The sequence below is a fragment of the Ekhidna sp. genome (assembly GCF_965228795.1).
GTDB lineage: Bacteria > Bacteroidota > Bacteroidia > Cytophagales > Cyclobacteriaceae > Ekhidna.
Genome location: NZ_OZ245839.1, coordinates 1,261,219 through 1,278,221 on the forward strand (window position 1 = coordinate 1,261,219; position 17,003 = coordinate 1,278,221).

The following is a 17,003-nucleotide window of genomic DNA, read 5'->3' on the forward strand; positions in this document are numbered from 1 at the left end:
AAATACTAGCCGAGGGATGAATAAAAACCCAAAAGGGACGTCCTCAAATAGGAATCTTTATCATGCGAATTCCATGTAATCGTTGAAACAAAAACTATACACATGAAACGAAGAAACTTCATCCAACTCAGTGCAATTACCGGAGCTATTCCTTTTCTTGGAATTAAAGCATGTGCGCCCACCGAATCAACAAACGAACCTTCTAATTCTGGAGAGCAACCTTTTGAACTGGAAGAATGGACAGTCGATCAATTGCGAGAGGCGATGGAGACTGGAAAATACTCCTCACGACAAATCTGCGAGTTATACCTGAAGCGAATCAAAGAAAAAGACCAAAGTGAAAATGGCCTCAATAGTGTGATTGAAACCAATCCCGAAGCACTGGCTATTGCTGATCAATTGGATAAAGAACGAGCAGATGGAAAGGTTAGAGGGCCTTTGCACGGCATTCCGGTGATGATCAAAGACAACATTGATACGGGTGATAAAATGATGACTACTGCCGGCTCGATGGCACTGGCTGGCTCCACAGCTCCGGATGATGCATTCATTGTGAAGAAATTACGTGAAGCGGGTGCTGTGCTCCTTGGAAAGACGAATTTGAGTGAGTGGGCGAATTTCAGATCGTTCCGATCATCCAGCGGATGGAGTGGGAGGGGACGGCAGACACGAAATCCGTATGCACTCGATCGGAATCCATGCGGTTCGAGCTCAGGATCAGGTTCAGCAGTATCCGGAAACATGTGTGCGATTACCATTGGAACAGAGACAAATGGATCGATCGTTTGTCCTTCATCGGCAAATGGGGTGGTAGGCATTAAGCCAACCGTAGGGTTGTGGAGCAGGGATGGCATCATCCCGATTTCTGAAACGCAGGACACAGCCGGGCCAATGGGAAGGACAGTAGCAGATGCTGCAAGTTTGTTGGGAGCATGTGTTGGCGTGGATGAATCAGATAAACGAACACAGGAGAGTGAAGGAAATAGCTTTGCTGATTATACGCAATTTTTGGATGAAAATGGACTTCAGGGTAAGCGAATCGGTGTGCTAAGTGGAACGCTTGGCTATCACGAGCGGGTGGATGAAATCATGGAGCGAGCATTTGCAGCAATGGAAGCACAGGGAGCAACACTGGTTCAGGATATCAAACTCTATGAAAATGATGCCTTTGGAAACTCAGGCTTGGAGCTGCTGCTTTATGAATTTAAAGATGGACTCAATAAGTACCTCGCTTCTCGCCCTGATGCCAAGGTAAAGTCACTGGCTGATGTCATTCAATTCAATAAAGACAATGCAGATGTAGAGATGCCCTACTTCCCACAAGGGATTCTGGAACGAGCTGAGATGAAGGGGCCGCTTACGGATGAAGAGTACAAAAAGCATCTTAAAGTTGTGACTGAAGTTTCTCGAAACGGGATTGATAATGCGATGAAAGAGCATAACATGGATGCCATTATTGGTGTGACAGGTGGTCCGGCCTGGCCGATTGATGTAATCAATGGAGACCATTTTGGTACTGGAAGTTCTTCACCTGCTGCACGTTCGGGTTATCCTAACATCACTGTGCCAGCGGGGTATGTGCATGGTTTGCCTGTTGGGATGTCTATTTTCGGTGGAAAGTACCAGGAGCCGAAACTAATCGGTATGGCTTACGCGTTTGAGCAGGCGACAAAAGTGAGAAAAGCACCTAAACTATTACCAACATTAGATCTGGCATGATAAAAGCGATATTAAAATACCTGGGAGCAGGGCTTGTTGTCCTCATCATCATTGGGATTTTAGCCTACCTGTACATTGATGAGTCCGTACCCGATGGCACGCAGGGTCAGGAGGCAGAGGCACTGGCTGACGAGATGTTACAGGCACTTAATAAGCCTGGCTATGATACCTTATCCATGATCCGTTTTACTTACCCTCCAGGGCACACCTATGAATGGGATAAGGAAAATAATAAGGTACGTGTACAATGGGATGATAAGGATGTATACCTGGACTTAAATCAATCACCGGATGATTACGATGCGACAGAGTATCAGGCGTATGAGTATTTTCTGAATGACACCTTTTGGTTGGTAGCGCCCTTCAAAGTTCGGGATAAAGGCGTTATGCGATCCACTGTCGACTTGAAAGATGGCCGAGGGCTGTTGGTGACCTATACATCCGGGGGTGTGACACCAGGAGACTCTTACCTGTGGATTATTGATGAGGATGGATTTCCAAAAGCATGGAAACTTTGGACCTCCAATGTGCCATTAGGTGGATTGAAAGTAGGCTGGGGAGGCTGGGTAGAAAAAGAAGGCGTATGGTTTTCGACCTTTCATCCAAGCATGGTCATTGATTTGGAGATTACAGGGCTGGAGGTGGAATGATTTTCAGATAATGGATTTGGTTATTGCGTTGTACTTAAATAGATTAGCGACATCTAACGCTAACCATTATTTTCAAAAATGAAATTCACTAATCACCTCCAGATACCTTTTATAATTGCATTTATATTTTTTGGGTGTCAGGAAAACGAAGAAATACAGGTCAAAAGTATTACAATTGACGAAGTAAAATCTCATTTTAATAGCCTACCTCAGAATCCCAAGAGTCGGGCAACACAAATAGGAATAGAATGGGAAAGAGCTGCTTATAAGCTGCTCAGGCAGACAGATGAAGATGCTATCCTTTTCCCGGTATCTCCAAAAAGGGAGATTTATGTAAGTGGAAGCGAAGACACTCGGCGATTCTCTGTTGCAACAACTTCACTAGCGTTTGCTTATAAACAAGATGGAAAAGTGATGCTGGAGCATGTTCAGATGGTACCCACCACCAATAGCGATCCATTTACAGGAATTGTTACGGTAAGTGACTGGGAGGGAGAAGCAAAGCATACCTTTTATTTTGAAAACGGAGTTTTTCAATCAGAAGGACCAGCAGATGAAAACAGTCGATTGGATGGATTGGAATGTACAAAAACACATTACTGGTACTGCACTCAGAAGGGTACGGAACCAACAGCTGGTGATCCTTGTGAATATGGTGGATATAGTCGAACTTGTACATATACCAATGATCTGGGTATTTATGATAACCTCACGACACTTTCGCCCGAAGGCGAAGGTGGGGGTGGAAATACCGGTGATACAAGTGAATCCCTTTGTCCCAGTCCGTTAGATCCTAGTGTGTCAGTGCCATGTAATGAAAATTCATGTCCTGAAGGATACGGTCCCGATGGAAATCGTGGGTGTGAAAAAATGAGCTTTGATTTAGATAATGATGGGGAAGATCAAAATCCATGTGAAGTAGCATTGATTATAGAATATCCAAGTCAAGCATACAAAATACATCAAAATGTTTCAAAAGCCTATGCGAAAACAATTGAGTTATTTGGGCATAATAGCCGTAATGATTGTTCCGACGCATTTAGACACGCTTATTTTAATATGATTAATGCAATAGATGTTGGAGCAAGTGTCGCTAGAGAATTTGGAGAAGCACACGAGTGCGATTCTAGTGACGAGCTTGAAACAGATATGGATCTACATAACAATGATGTTGGAATTAACGTTGCTACTTTTAATCCAGGTGTTCCTGAAGATCACTTAGTTTCTCATCTGCTTGAAAAACTATATGATGGAGAGTTACTAGTGATTTCAAACCTTGATCGAAATAATATGACTACAAGTAGCTCAAACCTTATATCTTCCTCTACATGTATAGAATAATAATTTATATAAGTGCCGTTTTACTTTTTTGCAGCTGTAGTGAATGGAATAAAGATGAAGCTATAATTGAAATTCATGACGTTTCTAAAACTCAATCAGAGAAGATAATAGCATCGATTCCAGAAGGAAAGTACGTATATAAATTGAAAGTAAGAGTTCATGGTGAAGTAAGTGATACCATTTTAGTTAACAATAAAACATTAGGTCCTGGAGTTGTGGATGCTTTAATTGAAAATGGAGACTACTATGAACCTAGCTATACTATTGATTACAGAGCACCTAACACCAATGAAGGGAATTTGAAGATAGAACTAAGTTTTTATCACAATTTTTAATTGTGATAAATTTTATTCAAGTTCCTCAATTCCTTAATGAGTTAAACTCCTCGCTAGCTCGAGCTTTAAGAAAAAAAACAATTCATTATTATGAATAATTAAAACCTCAATGCTAAGATTGATACAAATTTTCAGTTTGTTTTGCTTAGCAGCCTGCTCTCCTTTTGGGAGAGGTATTGAGATTGTTGAAATCCCTTGCTAGCACGAGCTTGTAGCTCGTGATGTACACAACCAATTGATCATGATACTATTTTTGTCATGTGAGCAGAAAGTATAAATTCTACAATAAGGAAGGATTATATTTTGTCAGTTTTGCTACTGTGTATTGGATGGATGTTTTCGTTAGGGATGAGTACTTTCAAACGATTCTGGATAGTTTGGCATATTGCAGAACGGCAAAGGGTATGGAAATCTATTCGTACTGTATTATGCCGAGCCACATACATTTAATATTTCGTGCAAAAAATGAAAATCCTGGTGACCTACTTAGGGATTTCAAAACATATACTTCGAAGAAGCTCCAAAACCAGATTTATAACAACAATCAAGAAAGCAGAAAAGAATGGTTATTGTGGATGATGGAAAAGGCAGGCAAGACTAACAGCAATATTAAATCAAGGCAATTTTGGCAGCAACACAATAAACCGATTGAACTTTGGAGTTCAGAGGTGATTGATCAGAAAGTTGATTACATACACATGAATCCAGTTGTTTCGGGGGTTGTAAATGAACCTGAGCATTGGAAATATAGTAGTGCGGTGGATTATTCTGGTTCCAAAGGATTGTTAGATATTGATTTTATATGAGTAAAAGTAAAAGGTACGAGCTATAAGCTCGCACCAGCCATGTGTTGTTAGAGCGTATGGTTTTCGACCTTTCATCCAAGCATGGTCATTGATTTGGAGATTACGGATTTAGAAGTAGGTTATTAGTTAGGCTTCTTCTATTTCAATTGAAAGTTGTTTCACCTCACTCCAATATCCAGGGTAAGACTTTTCAACAACGGAAGGGTCCTCAATGGTTACGTTCATCTTCATGCTGAGCGGAGCAAAAGCCATGGCCATGCGGTGATCTTCATAGGTTTCAATCATTACTGAATCTGGTAATTGGTTGGTTGGGAGCAGGTGCCATGTATTTTCATTTTCAGTAAGTGTAGCTCCGATTTTCGACAGCTCATTTTGCATGGCTGCAATGCGGTCTGTCTCTTTAATTTTTAAACTCTCCAGTCCGGTCATTTCTAATTCGACACCTAATACCGCTGCAGAAACCATGACCGTTTGCGCAAGGTCAGGACAACCTCGGAAGTCAATTGAGAGTTTCTTTTGATTGAGTGGTTTCTTCCTCAAGTGCACGCCATCGGATTCAAACCGTGTATCAATCCCCAAGTCATTCATAATGGAAGCTATGGCAATATCTCCCTGAGTAGAATCTTTCCTTAATGTGGGCAGAGCAATTTCAGATCCTTCGGGAGCCAGAGAAAGAAACGAATACAAATAGCTGGCTCCTGACCAGTCTCCTTCAATGGTATATTCAGTAGGTTGATAAGTCTGACTGGATACTTTAATCGTGTTCCCATTCCACTCATTATCTACTCCGAAAGCCTTCATCAACGAAAGTGTCATTTCGATATACGGTCGGCTATAAATCTCAGATGTTAAGGTGATTTCAAGCCCTTGCTCCAAGCATGGAGCGATCATCAGTAAAGCACTGATGTATTGACTACTGATATTTCCGGGAATAACGATTTTATTAGTCAGTTGTTTTTCGATTCGGCGAATCTTTAGCGGCGGATAGCCATCTTTCTCCAGGTACTCAATTTCCGCACCTAAGGTTCGCAATGCATCTACCAAAGGACCAATCGGGCGGTTCTTCATGCGGTCAGTTCCGGTGATGGTTTCTCCGTCCCCGTGAACAGCAAGAAATGCGGTTAAAAATCGCATGGTAGTACCTGCATCTTTCACGTCGTATATTTCAGGTTTCTCTTGCAGTAAGGAGCGCATGGTCTGTGTGTCGCGAGCATTGGAGAGGTTATTAATATTATCCATACTTCCACCTGCCAATGCATTAATAATGAGTGCTCGGTTACTCTCACTTTTGGAAGATTCAAGAGTGGCAGCACCTTTTAATCCGGAATTATTTCTTTTTAATCGAATCTTCAATTTTTGGCAGGCTTTTTGACAAACATTCTTACAACTTTTTTCGTTGCTAAGTTGTCAATAATTCATAATATGTCAAGGACTAAAACCATAGGAACAATTTTCGCTTCTATCGCCTTAGGAGCTCTTACTTTCTTTTTAAGTACACCGAAAAAAACGGTAAAAAAGAAAGAACAGCAGACTTCTCAGGATGACAGAAACAGCGACAAGGAAGATCTGTTTATTTAAGAATTTTCTTAAGTATAGCTTCTTCCGTTAGTACATCATGGGCACACGCCCCAATTTTTTTTATTAATGAAAATCTGATGCCTTGTGCATCATTTTTTTTGTCCTGTAAAAGATGAGTTTTGAGTGATTCATAGCTTGGTAAATTTTGAGACAGCTTGTAATTAGAGCGTATAAATGCATTGATTTCATCACGCGCTTCTTTTTCAAGTATCTCTGCCTCAACCGCAATATCATTTTCCAAAATCATTCCCCAAGCAATGGCTTCTCCATGTAACAATGGAGTGTCAGAATTTAGAAAATGAGATTCTAAAGCATGCCCTATAGTATGTCCATAATTCAAAATCTTACGAACTCCTCCTTCTCTTGGGTCAGCCTGCACCACTTCGTTTTTAATCGCTATTGAATTTGGAATGATTTCATTCCAATCCATTGCTTCAAATGAATGTCGGTTCAGGTATTGCCATTGCTCCTCGCTTCGAATCAACGCGTGTTTAATGATTTCAGCAAATCCCGACTTCAGTTCTCTTTTCGGAAGTGATTTAAGAAATTCGGTATTGATTATGACACGGACAGGATCCTGGAAAACACCAATATGATTCTTCAACCCTTGAAAATCAACACCAAGTTTTCCTCCAACACTCGCATCCACTTGTGAGAGCAGCGTCGTAGGAATATTGATAAAAGGCATTCCTCTCTTGTATGTACTTGCTGCAAACCCACCCATATCGCCAATTACCCCGCCTCCGAGGTTAATCAACAAACTTTTTCGAGTGCAACCAATAGATGTAAGCTGCTGCCAAATATGGCTACAGGTATCCAACGTTTTATGTTGTTCGCCGCTTGAAATTTCGATTTGGGTATCTACCGAAAGATGTAAGTGAGGTAGACAATGCTTTTTGGAGTTCTCATCTACCAGTATGGCGATTTTGTCCGGATTCAATGTTTCAATTGCATTGCTTAAATCACTATTGACATCCGCTGAAATGGTAAGATATGATGGAAGATTATTAGACATTTGATTAAACAGATAATGGTGTGAATCTGTTAGCTATCTTTGCACACCGATTTTCAAAAATATGCAATCAGAGTCAATCAATTTTGATGATACCGCAACTGCTTTTGCGCATCGATCAACGTCGGAGCTGAAGAACTCACATTTTGTGTTTACCACCATGAGTAAGCCATGGATGGTGAAAACAGGTACTGTGATGACTAATCTGGCTTTGAAGCTGAAATTACCTGTAAAGGGGATTATTAAGAAAACAATCTTCAATCAGTTTTGTGGAGGGGAATCCATCAAAGATTGCAGCGATACCATTAATCGATTAGGAGATCATAACGTTCAGACGATTCTTGATTATTCGGTCGAGGGGCTGAAAAATGAAGATGGCTATGATGATACAAAGGAAGAGGCCTTGAGAGTCATCGATTTTGCATCTACCAATGATCACATTCCTTTTTGTGTGTTGAAGCTTTCCGGATTGGGGTCTACCGATCTAATGACAAAAGCGCAGAATAAGGAGCAGCTTACTGAGATTGAAAAAACAAAACTCTACAACTGTGAGCAGCGTGTAGATGAAATCGTGCACAAAGCAAGTGGTAAAGGTTTGATGGTGATGATTGACGCTGAGGAATCATGGTTCCAAAGCTTCATTGATGGGGTAGCCTATCGGATGATGGCAAAATACAACAAAGAGCGACCGATCGTCTACAATACCTATCAAATGTATCGCCATGATATGTTGGATAGGCTTACAAGAGCACAAATCGAAGCGGAGGTGAATGGCTACTACCTGGGCGCGAAGTTGGTAAGAGGTGCTTACATGGAAAAAGAAAGAGAGCGTGCCGAAGAATTGGGATACGAATCTCCTATCCACGCAAACAAAGAAGCTGTGGACAAGGATTACGACGAAGCGTTAAAATTTTGCATGCTGCACATTGATCGTATGGGACTCTGTGCAGGGACGCACAATGAAGATTCCAGCAAGTTGTTAGCCGAGTTGATGGAGGAGCAGGAAATTGCCAGGAAAGACAATCGTATCTTTTTTGCACAGTTGTTGGGAATGAGTGATAATATTTCATTCAAATTGGCAGATTTAGGTTACAATGTAGCCAAGTACGTTCCTTACGGCCCGGTTGAAAAGGTACTTCCATATTTGTTTAGAAGGGCAGAGGAAAATACATCCATAGCCGGACAAAGTGGACGAGAATATACCCTTGTGAAAAAAGAGCTGAAAAGAAGAAATTCGGCTTAATTTAAAATTTAAGAAAAACGAATACAGCAATAAGAAATGCAGTTAAGCGAACAGGAAATCCAAAGAAGAAAATCCAGAGAAGAACTGATGGCAATGGGGGTAAACCCATACCCGGCCGAATCATTTGATGTGAATATGACTGCCAAACACATCAAGAAAAATTTTGATAGCCGTCCCGGTGATTACACAAATGTCTCGCTCGCTGGAAGAATCATGAGCAGGAGGATCATGGGATCTGCATCTTTTGCTGAATTGCAGGATTCAAGCGGCCGTATTCAGATCTATTTACGCAGGGATGATATCTGTCCGGATGAGGATAAATCACTTTACAATGATGTGTTCAAAAAGAAGCTGGATATCGGTGATATTATTGGAATCCAAGGCTATGTCTTTAAAACAGAGGTAGGAGAGATTTCTGTTCATGTAACTGAACTGAAACTGTTGACTAAATCCCTTCGTCCGCTTCCTATAGTGAAAGAAACGACGGATGAAGAGGGGAATAAAAAGACGTATGATGCTTTCAAGGATCCCGAGCAGCGATACCGTCAGCGATACCTGGATTTGATTGTTAATCCGGAGGTGAAAGACACCTTCATTCAACGGACTAAGCTGGTAAATTCCATACGGGAATTTCTTGCTAATAAAGGCTATCTGGAAGTTGAAACTCCGATACTTCAGCCACTTTACGGTGGTGCGGCTGCACGTCCATTTAAGACACACCATAACACGCTGGATATGACGCTCTATTTGCGAATTGCGAATGAACTGTATCTGAAAAGATTGATTGTAGGTGGATACGATGGGGTGTTTGAGTTTGCCAAAGATTTCCGTAATGAGGGAATGAGCCGATTCCACAATCCGGAATTCACTCAGGTAGAGCTTTATGTGGCCTATAAGGACTACAACTGGATGATGGACCTGATGGAAGCCATGATTGAGAAAGTGGCGATGGACCTGCACGGTGATACCAAAGTGCAGGTAGGAGAAAATGTGATCAATTTCCAGCGTCCATGGAAGCGCTTTACCATGTTTGAAGCGATTGAACATTTCACCGGAATTGATATTTCGGAAATGGATGAGAAAGAATTAAGAGAAACCGCTAAGAAATTGGAAGTGCCTTTGGATGAGACCATGGGTAAAGGAAAGATCATCGATGAGATATTTGGTGAGAAGTGTGAGCCATTATTGATCCAGCCGACTTTTATTACGGACTATCCGGTGGAGATGTCTCCACTAACAAAGAAGCACCGATCCAAAGAGGGGCTTGTGGAGCGATTCGAGGCGATCTGTAATGGAAAGGAAATTATGAATTCTTACTCTGAGTTAAATGACCCTGTGGATCAGCGGGAGCGATTTGAGGAACAACTGGAGCTAGGTAAACGTGGCGATGATGAGGCAATGACCTTAGATGAAGATTTCCTACGAGCACTTGAGTTTGGAATGCCACCTACTGCTGGTGTAGGGCTTGGTATCGATCGATTGACTATGATCATGACGAACTCCAATTCCATTCAGGATGTGCTTTTCTTTCCTCAAATGCGGCCGGAGGTGAAATCCAGAGCAGCAGAACTTGAGGGTGACTCAAAAGCTGTTTTCGAGATGCTGGAGAAAGAAGGAAAGATAGAATTGAATGCACTCAAGGAGCAATCTGGTCTTTCGAACAAAAAGTGGGACAAAGCAATCAAGAAGCTTACTCAGGGAGGGTTTGCCAAAGTGAACAAGACGGATGAGGGCTTGTTTGTGGAGGTGGTTTAAAAATTCGGTTTAAAGTCATGCTGAACTTGTTTCAGCATCTATCATTCATTTTAGAATTCCCTCTGCCATGGTTTGTGTCTCTACAAAACTTGAGAAGAATTCCGGTTCGTGGGGACACGAACCGAGGCTGAAGATTCCCAAGTCTCGTTCGTGCCTCACTCGCAAGGGAATAAGGGGGAAGTAAAGATTGTGAAAATGGTTTACCAGAACCCACCCCTACCCCTTCAAGGAGGGGACTCATTCTTGTTGAAAATTTGGATATAGATTCGAAGTAAATCCCCCTTTGAAGGGGGAGTGTGTATAGCCTGAGCTTGGGAGGGGGATGTAATTCTCTCACTTTCCCAACCCAAGTAAAGGCAGCTGCTTCACCTTATGATACCTCAAGGCAGCTTTAATGCACTGCTTCAATTCCTTTTTCGGCACATCCTCATCCAGCTTGAAAATAATGGCTCTTGTAGTCTCATAGTTGAATAAGTCACCGAAAGCAAGCTGAAAAGAAGGAACAAGTTTACTGGTGCATTTAAAGTACATCGCATACTGATCAGGTTTCTTTTCTTTCCAATCGATGCGGATGGTGCTGCCGTGTTTGGTGAGGTAACTGGGCTCTCCCCATTTCAGCGTTTCTTTCAGGTCAGTGATACCTATTTCTTTTGATGTTTCCAGGATGAGTTTACGGAGGTAAGACACTTTTTCCCTGGCCTGAGGAGGGTAGGAGGAGAAGACGGATTGGATATTAGAATTCATCGCTAACCAAAGGTATTTAGAGAAAAACAAAAACCGCCACCCCTGACGGTTCATGTCTTATGATTCTTTCGCTGTGAGATTATGCAAACGCAGGCATAGGTGTATAGAAGAATTGCTCCTTTACCACCTTGCCATTATTCACTTCATACACGCATATCTCGTCCATGTTGATGGGATGATCCATTCCTTTCATGGTCACTTTTGACTTCATGGTGATGGAAAAGAAATTCTCTGCGACAATCGGATCTGATATCTCACCTGAGTGAAATTCAGCAACCATTTCATTCCATTCCTTTCCTTTTTTAGCTATTGCCTCAAGTCCTTGAACTTTTCCCCATGCACCACCTTCTGGTTCAATGCTTACAATATCAGCTGAATATAATTTTGAAATACATTCGTCCCATTTACCTTCCCTGCAAAGCTTCACTAGCTCATTTGCCACTTCTTGTGTAGTCATGATTTTTAGATTTATTATTTAAACATGGTTCAAAGAAATGAGTAGGAGTGACAGCCCTATGTCACTGATATTGGTCGAAATAAAAAAAATCTTCATTCACGTGGAAAGAAATTTTCCGATCTTGGCGGATTCTATGCGTTTCTTGTTTGTAATCATCGCTTTTTGTTGTCTGAATTGCGCTTTCGGGCAGTACCTTGATCTGGCTAAAGTTGAATACACCTATTTGCCCGGCGATAATGCCAATTTTGAATATCAACGTCAGCGAGTTTTATTTAATATTCCCTTTAAGCTCAAAAAGAATTCATATGTTTTCGTTGGCCTGGATTACAGCAACATTCAATTTAAGTTCAAGGAGGAAGAAGATTCTTACGATAAATCAAATGCTGAGAATTTCAAATCGCTAGACCTGGCCCTTTCTTATACGATCCAGCTTAATAAAGACTGGATTTTTGGAGCTCAGCTTACACCATCGTTTAATAGTAATCTGGAAGGTGGATTGCAGCGTGAAGACCTGCTTGTATCCGGCCTTATTGTTTTTGTGAAAGATAAAAAAGACTCGGCGAATGTGGGAAAGCCTTTTCGGATCATTACCGGATTGTTTTATAACACGAATACGCGCATACCATTCCCAATACCATTTATTAGCTATTACAGAAAATTTCGGCCAAAATGGTCTTATACCATAGGTGCACCCTATTCAAATCTTCAGTATCATCTGAGTGAAAAGAATCGTTTTAAAATCTATGCTGAAGGTGATGGATTTAATACCAGTCTGCAAAACAGTGTAGTTATCAATGATAACATACTTGCAAATCGCTTGCGCATGTTTTTGATCCTTGCTGGTTTCAGGTATGAATATAATTTTTCAGAGCACATTGAATCTTATGTAAATATCACCAGGACAGTGTTTTCTGATGTTCAACTCAGGGATGGAAAAGAAAATGTGTTTATTCCTGCTATTGACGATGCGATGCTCTATCGGGTTGGTATTAGGTGTAAGATCTAGTTCGTATTGCAATTGCTAATTAACGAACAAAGGTTTGTAGAAATGCCTTCCAAAATTGAGGTTTGTTCAAGGAAAACATCACTTTAATATCCTCTGCTAAACTACTTTCCTCATCCAGAAATCGGAACACAGATTGTATATCCGGCTTGGTATATAATCTTGTGAAGATATCTTCTCCCAGGTCATTTCTTGCTGAGAGCACATTGAGGAATATGGAGTCGTACATCCTAAACCGGGAGGTTCCTATACCTTTTTCAGGCCGCTTTCCTTTTATGATATTTTCCACCATCATTGTAGAGTATCTATCCGCATTTTTGAAGGAGTATCCGGACGAAGGACGTACCCAGCCACCGGCTGTCCCTATCAATGTCACAAATTTCGAGTGATGTGTATGAAAGGGATAATCCGACATTGGAATTAATCCTTGCTCTACTTCAGTGATTTCATAGGAATCAATATCCAGGTATTTATAGATGTATTGCCGAAGGTATTGATCATACTCGTCTGTCATTAGTAGCTGATCATTGAAAAGCGTGAACTCTACCAGGGCTTCAGTTTCTGAAATGGGTAGCACATATGTAAAGCTGGTGCTGTCTTTCCATTTTAACCGATAATCCATCATGGTGAAAGTGCCGGGATCAAAAGCAGGCGATTTTGTTTTGATAAACCAGCCTTTGAAGTGCTGGATCAGGGAATGATAATTATCTTGCTTTTCATGGAATTCCTGCGGAATGCGGCTATCAAAAATATGAGTTGCCCGATAGGTCTGCTTTTCTCCAATCACATCCTGTTTCTCAATGGAAACGATTTCATCTTTGATCCAGGTGATGTTCCCTGCTTTTTGCACTTCCTCTTTCCCGAATCGATAAAAACTTTCAGAGCGTACCATCTTGTAACGGTAGGGCCTCAGATCAAAATCGACGGTTTCTTTATTGTTTATGAATTTACCCTGTGACCAGATGTGAGTAGCAAGTCCGTCCCATTTGGTTTTACCGGGTTCCCAAAAGCACCAGGTTCGATCATTGGCACGCTTGTCATCCCTGTCAAGGACTAGAATTGTTCGTTCTTTAAAAAATGGCTCATGGATCATTTTTAAGATGAGCTGGAGGCCTGCCGCTCCCGCACCAATAATTGCATAATCGTATTGTTTTTGATCCATGAGGTTTAAAGATAAAGAGCCTTGCAAAAGCAAGACTCCCTAATCACCAAACTATTACTAATCGACTATTAAATCGTTTATTTCAGATTTTGTTTTAGTGATTTAATTCTATGCATTAATAAATAAAAAAGGAAGCTGTTAAACTTTTGATTGGGGCTGAAAATTATAATGTAGATTATATTCACATCATGAAATATCCAATTGAGGTAGAGGAGAAAAGAACCATCAATCGTATCACATTCAAGCAGACAATTGCAGATTTCCTTAATGCTTTCAATGTAGAAAGGGGATTGATATATACATTCAAATTACTCTTTTCAAATCCTGGCGAACTTATTCGAATTTACCTTGCTGATGGCAGGTTCAAGATTGTAAATGCTTTTAGATTATTGATTTTAACAACTGCATTGAGCTTGCTGGTACTGTATTTAAGTGGAGTTGACTCAATGGTGAGTGAGTTTACACGAGGGTTTAATGAAGGTATTTCTGACAAAGAATTTTCAAGTCAATCATTTCAGCAGCTCTTTTCAGACTATTATAATTTATTTCTGTGGATTTCAATTCCATGTTACGGGCTAATGACATTTCTTTTCTTTCGTAAATCAGCCTACAATTATGCGGAGCATATGGTAGCTAATTGCTTCTACTTATCCGGGATAAACATTATTTACTGTCTAATTCTTCCGCTGATCTTAATTCTTAATTTGAGCACAGCATTTTTAATTACCATCATACTGAGTGCTCTTTATTACTTCTATTTGTTTAGTCAATTCCTTCAATCCAGAAGTCTTGCTTTTTTCATTAAAGCATTATTGGCTTTTGTTGTAGGGAATGTTTTATATGTATTCGCTATTTCACTGTTTATTGCTGTGCTCATTAATGCAGGTGTAATTAAATAGCAGTCACAGACCTAAGATTAGACGGCTAATTCAAAAAACAGATTCAAAAGATTCTAATCAATTTTCTCATTAATCGGTTTAGATGATATGATTATTTTATTTTTTCTAACGGTAATAATGCAGTTAAATGTGAATCCGATAAAGGAACATCAATGGGAAAAACGAGTCTTAATTTTCTCAGCTACTTCACCAACCAACATCGGATACAAGCGGCAGGAGCAGCTTATGTCAAAGGGAAAGAAGGGCATGAAAGAAAGGGATTTGATTGTTTATAAACTATATGATGATCATTGGATCGATCATAAGGATAAAATCCTCTCAAAAGAGCAGGCAGTTGCAATCAGAAAGGAATATGACATTCCGGAGGGACAATTCATGGTGCTGTTGATCGGGAAAGATGGCGGAGTAAAAATGCGAAAGGATGATATTATGTCTACACGGGAGATTTTTGCACTGATCGATAGCATGCCCATGAGAAAGCAGGAGATGAGGGAGCAGAAGAGGATCAAGGATAATGGACTTGAATTTTAGCTGTCCAGCCATTCCTTAAAGGCTTTTACTTTTTCCCTACTTACAATTACATGATCCTCAAATTCAGGTTTTAATTTCAATATGAGCCGGTTGTTAAAGTATGAGTCTATAGAGGTAATATGTTGGTCGCATACAATCATATGCCGATTGATACGAAAGAAATTTTCAGGATCTAACAATGTTTGTAATTCATCAAGCGAGTGATCGGTGATCATACCCTCACCATTTACAGTCTTTAAGTAGGTGGTACTTGATTCACTGTAGAAGTAAGCCACATCTTCTACGGAAATGGATTGAAATTTATGACCGATCTTGATGAGAAATTTTTTCTTAAAGCTTGTTTTTAGATGATCTTTCAATGAGTCGATCATTACATCAAAATCAGCCTGCCCGTGTACCTTTTTAAGTTTATCAATTGCGGCTACCAAGTCTTCAGGCTTGACCGGCTTAAGCAGGTAATCCACGCTGTTGTATTTAAAAGCATCTAGCACGTACTTATCAAATGCAGTTGTGAAAATGACTTTCGGATACGCGTTTAAACCATTCAGGATATCGAACCCCGTACCGTCACCTAGTTGGATATCAAGAAAAAGCAGATCGGGTGTTTCGTTTTCTTTTAACCATTTTGAGGCTGACTTGACAGAGTGGAAAGTACCCAATAAGTCAATTGTGCTATGCTCATCAACCAACTTTTTTAGTCTGTTGGCTGATAGCTGTTCATCCTCTATGATAATGGCATTCATGCTCTTGCTAAAGGTAATCGAACCTGAAAAATCTGATCATTATCTAATATTTCTAACGCTTTACCCGCTGAAAGTAAAAGCCGTTTAGAAAGGTTTTTGAGCCCAATTTGTGTGCTGGTCGTTAAGTGATCTTTTTTACGCTTCTCATTTTCGACGATGATTGCATTTTCACCATCATTTTTCACAATGATTCTTAGTGGCTCATCCATTGAAAATGAATTGTGTTTCACTGCATTTTCTATAAGCACCTGGATGGACATAGGGGGGACCAGGATTTCTTTCATTGGTAAATCCAGTTGCTTATCTATCACTATTGCGGATTGATGACGCATGGATAGTAAGAAAATGTAGCTGTCAATAAAAGCAAGTTCTTCCTCCAATGTAACTACTGTTTTTTCATCGTTTTCGAGGATGTATCGGTACATATCGGAGAGCTTAGATATGAATTTAATAGCCGCTTTAGAGTCTTCTTCCACTAAGGATGTAAGCACACTGAAGCTATTGAAAAGGAAATGTGGATTTACTTGATTCTTTAGGCTCTCTAGCTTGGCAGCAGCCAGTTCTTTTTGGATCTGTTCTTTCTCACGTGCATTTTTGATTGCATTTCTTACGTAGAGATTAATGATTTCGTAAGCAATAATTAAAAGTGAAATAACGAAACCTTGAGCAGCATTGATTAGGAAACTACCATAATAGTGTTCCGGACAGCAGCTAATGAATTGGAGGATATTGTCATAAATGTAAGCGAATAAAAACACCAAAGGCAACATCAGAAGTGTTGCCTTTGTAGAAAGGATATATAGTCCTTTATTTGAATTTATGCTGGTTTTATTGCTGGTTGCATAAATATAGCGAGCCACTATTTCCCATAGCGCTAGAATGACAATGACAGTATAGGCAAGGGAAATCCATGTTCCCTTATCCCAATGGAACAACTCGTCCCTGAAATCATCTCTTGTCAACTTAAAGAACAAGAAAACGAAAATTGCGATTGTGGACCTATACCAATATTTCATCAGTTTTGG

18 protein-coding genes are annotated in these 17,003 nt (G+C 40.3%); 11 read left to right on the plus strand and 7 right to left on the minus strand.

Annotated elements, in window-relative coordinates; all coding sequences use genetic code 11:
• Window positions 1-102 precede the first annotated feature (102 nt).
• From ACQK2H_RS05880 to ACQK2H_RS05900, 5 genes are all read left to right on the plus strand, one after another.
• Window positions 103-1,719: an amidase gene (locus ACQK2H_RS05880; RefSeq protein ID WP_425390526.1), complete on the plus strand. Its 1,617-nt coding sequence runs from the start codon at window positions 103-105 to the stop codon at window positions 1,717-1,719.
• Complete coding sequence (locus ACQK2H_RS05885; RefSeq protein ID WP_425390527.1) at window positions 1,716-2,369, plus strand: hypothetical protein; 654 nt, start codon at window positions 1,716-1,718, stop codon at window positions 2,367-2,369. The genes ACQK2H_RS05880 and ACQK2H_RS05885 overlap by 4 nt, the downstream gene beginning before the upstream one ends.
• A 78-nt stretch (window positions 2,370-2,447) precedes the next feature.
• On the plus strand, window positions 2,448-3,710 hold the full coding sequence (locus ACQK2H_RS05890; RefSeq protein ID WP_425390528.1) for a DUF6973 domain-containing protein: 1,263 nt from the start codon (window positions 2,448-2,450) through the stop codon (window positions 3,708-3,710).
• On the plus strand, window positions 3,698-4,045 hold the full coding sequence (locus ACQK2H_RS05895; RefSeq protein ID WP_425390529.1) for a hypothetical protein: 348 nt from the start codon (window positions 3,698-3,700) through the stop codon (window positions 4,043-4,045). The genes ACQK2H_RS05890 and ACQK2H_RS05895 overlap by 13 nt, the downstream gene beginning before the upstream one ends.
• 260 nt (window positions 4,046-4,305) lie before the next feature.
• Window positions 4,306-4,851, plus strand: a complete 546-nt coding sequence (locus tag ACQK2H_RS05900; RefSeq protein ID WP_425390530.1) for an REP-associated tyrosine transposase — start codon at window positions 4,306-4,308, stop codon at window positions 4,849-4,851.
• A gap of 126 nt (window positions 4,852-4,977) precedes the next feature.
• Here ACQK2H_RS05900 and aroA read toward each other — a convergent pair whose 3' ends face one another.
• Window positions 4,978-6,204: a 3-phosphoshikimate 1-carboxyvinyltransferase gene (gene aroA / locus ACQK2H_RS05905; protein ID WP_425390531.1), complete on the minus strand. Its 1,227-nt coding sequence runs from the start codon at window positions 6,202-6,204 to the stop codon at window positions 4,978-4,980.
• Between the two features lie 69 nt (window positions 6,205-6,273).
• Here aroA and ACQK2H_RS05910 point away from each other — a divergent pair, with 69 nt between their 5' ends.
• On the plus strand, window positions 6,274-6,429 hold the full coding sequence (locus ACQK2H_RS05910; RefSeq protein ID WP_420316308.1) for a hypothetical protein: 156 nt from the start codon (window positions 6,274-6,276) through the stop codon (window positions 6,427-6,429).
• On the opposite strand, the gene aroB is transcribed toward ACQK2H_RS05910, so the two are convergent.
• Window positions 6,422-7,444 carry a 3-dehydroquinate synthase gene (gene aroB, locus ACQK2H_RS05915; RefSeq protein WP_425390532.1) on the minus strand — a complete coding sequence of 341 codons (1,023 nt, stop codon included), beginning with the start codon at window positions 7,442-7,444 and terminating at the stop codon, window positions 6,422-6,424. The two genes, ACQK2H_RS05910 and aroB, sit on opposite strands and share 8 nt — an antisense overlap.
• Window positions 7,445-7,505: 61 nt before the next feature.
• Between aroB and ACQK2H_RS05920 the strand changes: the two genes are divergently transcribed.
• Entirely contained in the window at window positions 7,506-8,684 is a 1,179-nt protein-coding gene (locus ACQK2H_RS05920; RefSeq protein ID WP_425390533.1) for a proline dehydrogenase family protein, read from the plus strand.
• A gap of 36 nt (window positions 8,685-8,720) precedes the next feature.
• On the plus strand, window positions 8,721-10,439 hold the full coding sequence (gene lysS / locus ACQK2H_RS05925; protein WP_425390534.1) for a lysine--tRNA ligase: 1,719 nt from the start codon (window positions 8,721-8,723) through the stop codon (window positions 10,437-10,439).
• A 333-nt stretch (window positions 10,440-10,772) separates the two neighbouring features.
• On the opposite strand, the gene ACQK2H_RS05930 is transcribed toward lysS, so the two are convergent.
• Both ACQK2H_RS05930 and ACQK2H_RS05935 read right to left on the minus strand, forming a co-directional pair.
• Entirely contained in the window at window positions 10,773-11,183 is a 411-nt protein-coding gene (locus tag ACQK2H_RS05930; RefSeq protein ID WP_425390535.1) for a DUF1801 domain-containing protein, read from the minus strand.
• 79 nt (window positions 11,184-11,262) lie between these two features.
• The gene (locus ACQK2H_RS05935; protein ID WP_425390536.1) at window positions 11,263-11,640 is read right to left on the minus strand and encodes a SnoaL-like domain-containing protein; all 378 of its coding nucleotides are present in this window, start codon (window positions 11,638-11,640) and stop codon (window positions 11,263-11,265) included.
• 100 nt (window positions 11,641-11,740) lie between these two features.
• On the opposite strand from ACQK2H_RS05935, the gene ACQK2H_RS05940 reads away from it, so the two are divergent.
• On the plus strand, window positions 11,741-12,646 hold the full coding sequence (locus ACQK2H_RS05940; RefSeq protein ID WP_425390537.1) for a DUF6268 family outer membrane beta-barrel protein: 906 nt from the start codon (window positions 11,741-11,743) through the stop codon (window positions 12,644-12,646).
• Window positions 12,647-12,665: 19 nt separating this feature from the next.
• On the opposite strand, the gene ACQK2H_RS05945 is transcribed toward ACQK2H_RS05940, so the two are convergent.
• A complete protein-coding gene (locus ACQK2H_RS05945; RefSeq protein WP_425390538.1) occupies window positions 12,666-13,805 on the minus strand; it encodes a lycopene cyclase family protein in 1,140 nt (379 codons plus the stop codon).
• Window positions 13,806-13,993: 188 nt separating this feature from the next.
• On the opposite strand from ACQK2H_RS05945, the gene ACQK2H_RS05950 reads away from it, so the two are divergent.
• Complete coding sequence (locus ACQK2H_RS05950; RefSeq protein WP_425390539.1) at window positions 13,994-14,704, plus strand: hypothetical protein; 711 nt, start codon at window positions 13,994-13,996, stop codon at window positions 14,702-14,704.
• Window positions 14,705-14,833: 129 nt separating this feature from the next.
• Window positions 14,834-15,235 (plus strand): DUF4174 domain-containing protein, encoded by a 402-nt coding sequence (locus ACQK2H_RS05955; RefSeq protein WP_425390540.1) that lies wholly within the window; start codon window positions 14,834-14,836, stop codon window positions 15,233-15,235.
• Here ACQK2H_RS05955 and ACQK2H_RS05960 read toward each other — a convergent pair.
• On the minus strand, window positions 15,232-15,978 hold the full coding sequence (locus ACQK2H_RS05960) for a LytR/AlgR family response regulator transcription factor (protein WP_425390541.1): 747 nt from the start codon (window positions 15,976-15,978) through the stop codon (window positions 15,232-15,234). The two genes, ACQK2H_RS05955 and ACQK2H_RS05960, sit on opposite strands and share 4 nt — an antisense overlap.
• Window positions 15,975-16,994, minus strand: coding sequence for a sensor histidine kinase (locus ACQK2H_RS05965; RefSeq protein ID WP_425390542.1), 1,020 nt, complete (start codon window positions 16,992-16,994; stop codon window positions 15,975-15,977). The genes ACQK2H_RS05960 and ACQK2H_RS05965 overlap by 4 nt, the downstream gene beginning before the upstream one ends.
• Window positions 16,995-17,003: the final 9 nt, after the last annotated feature.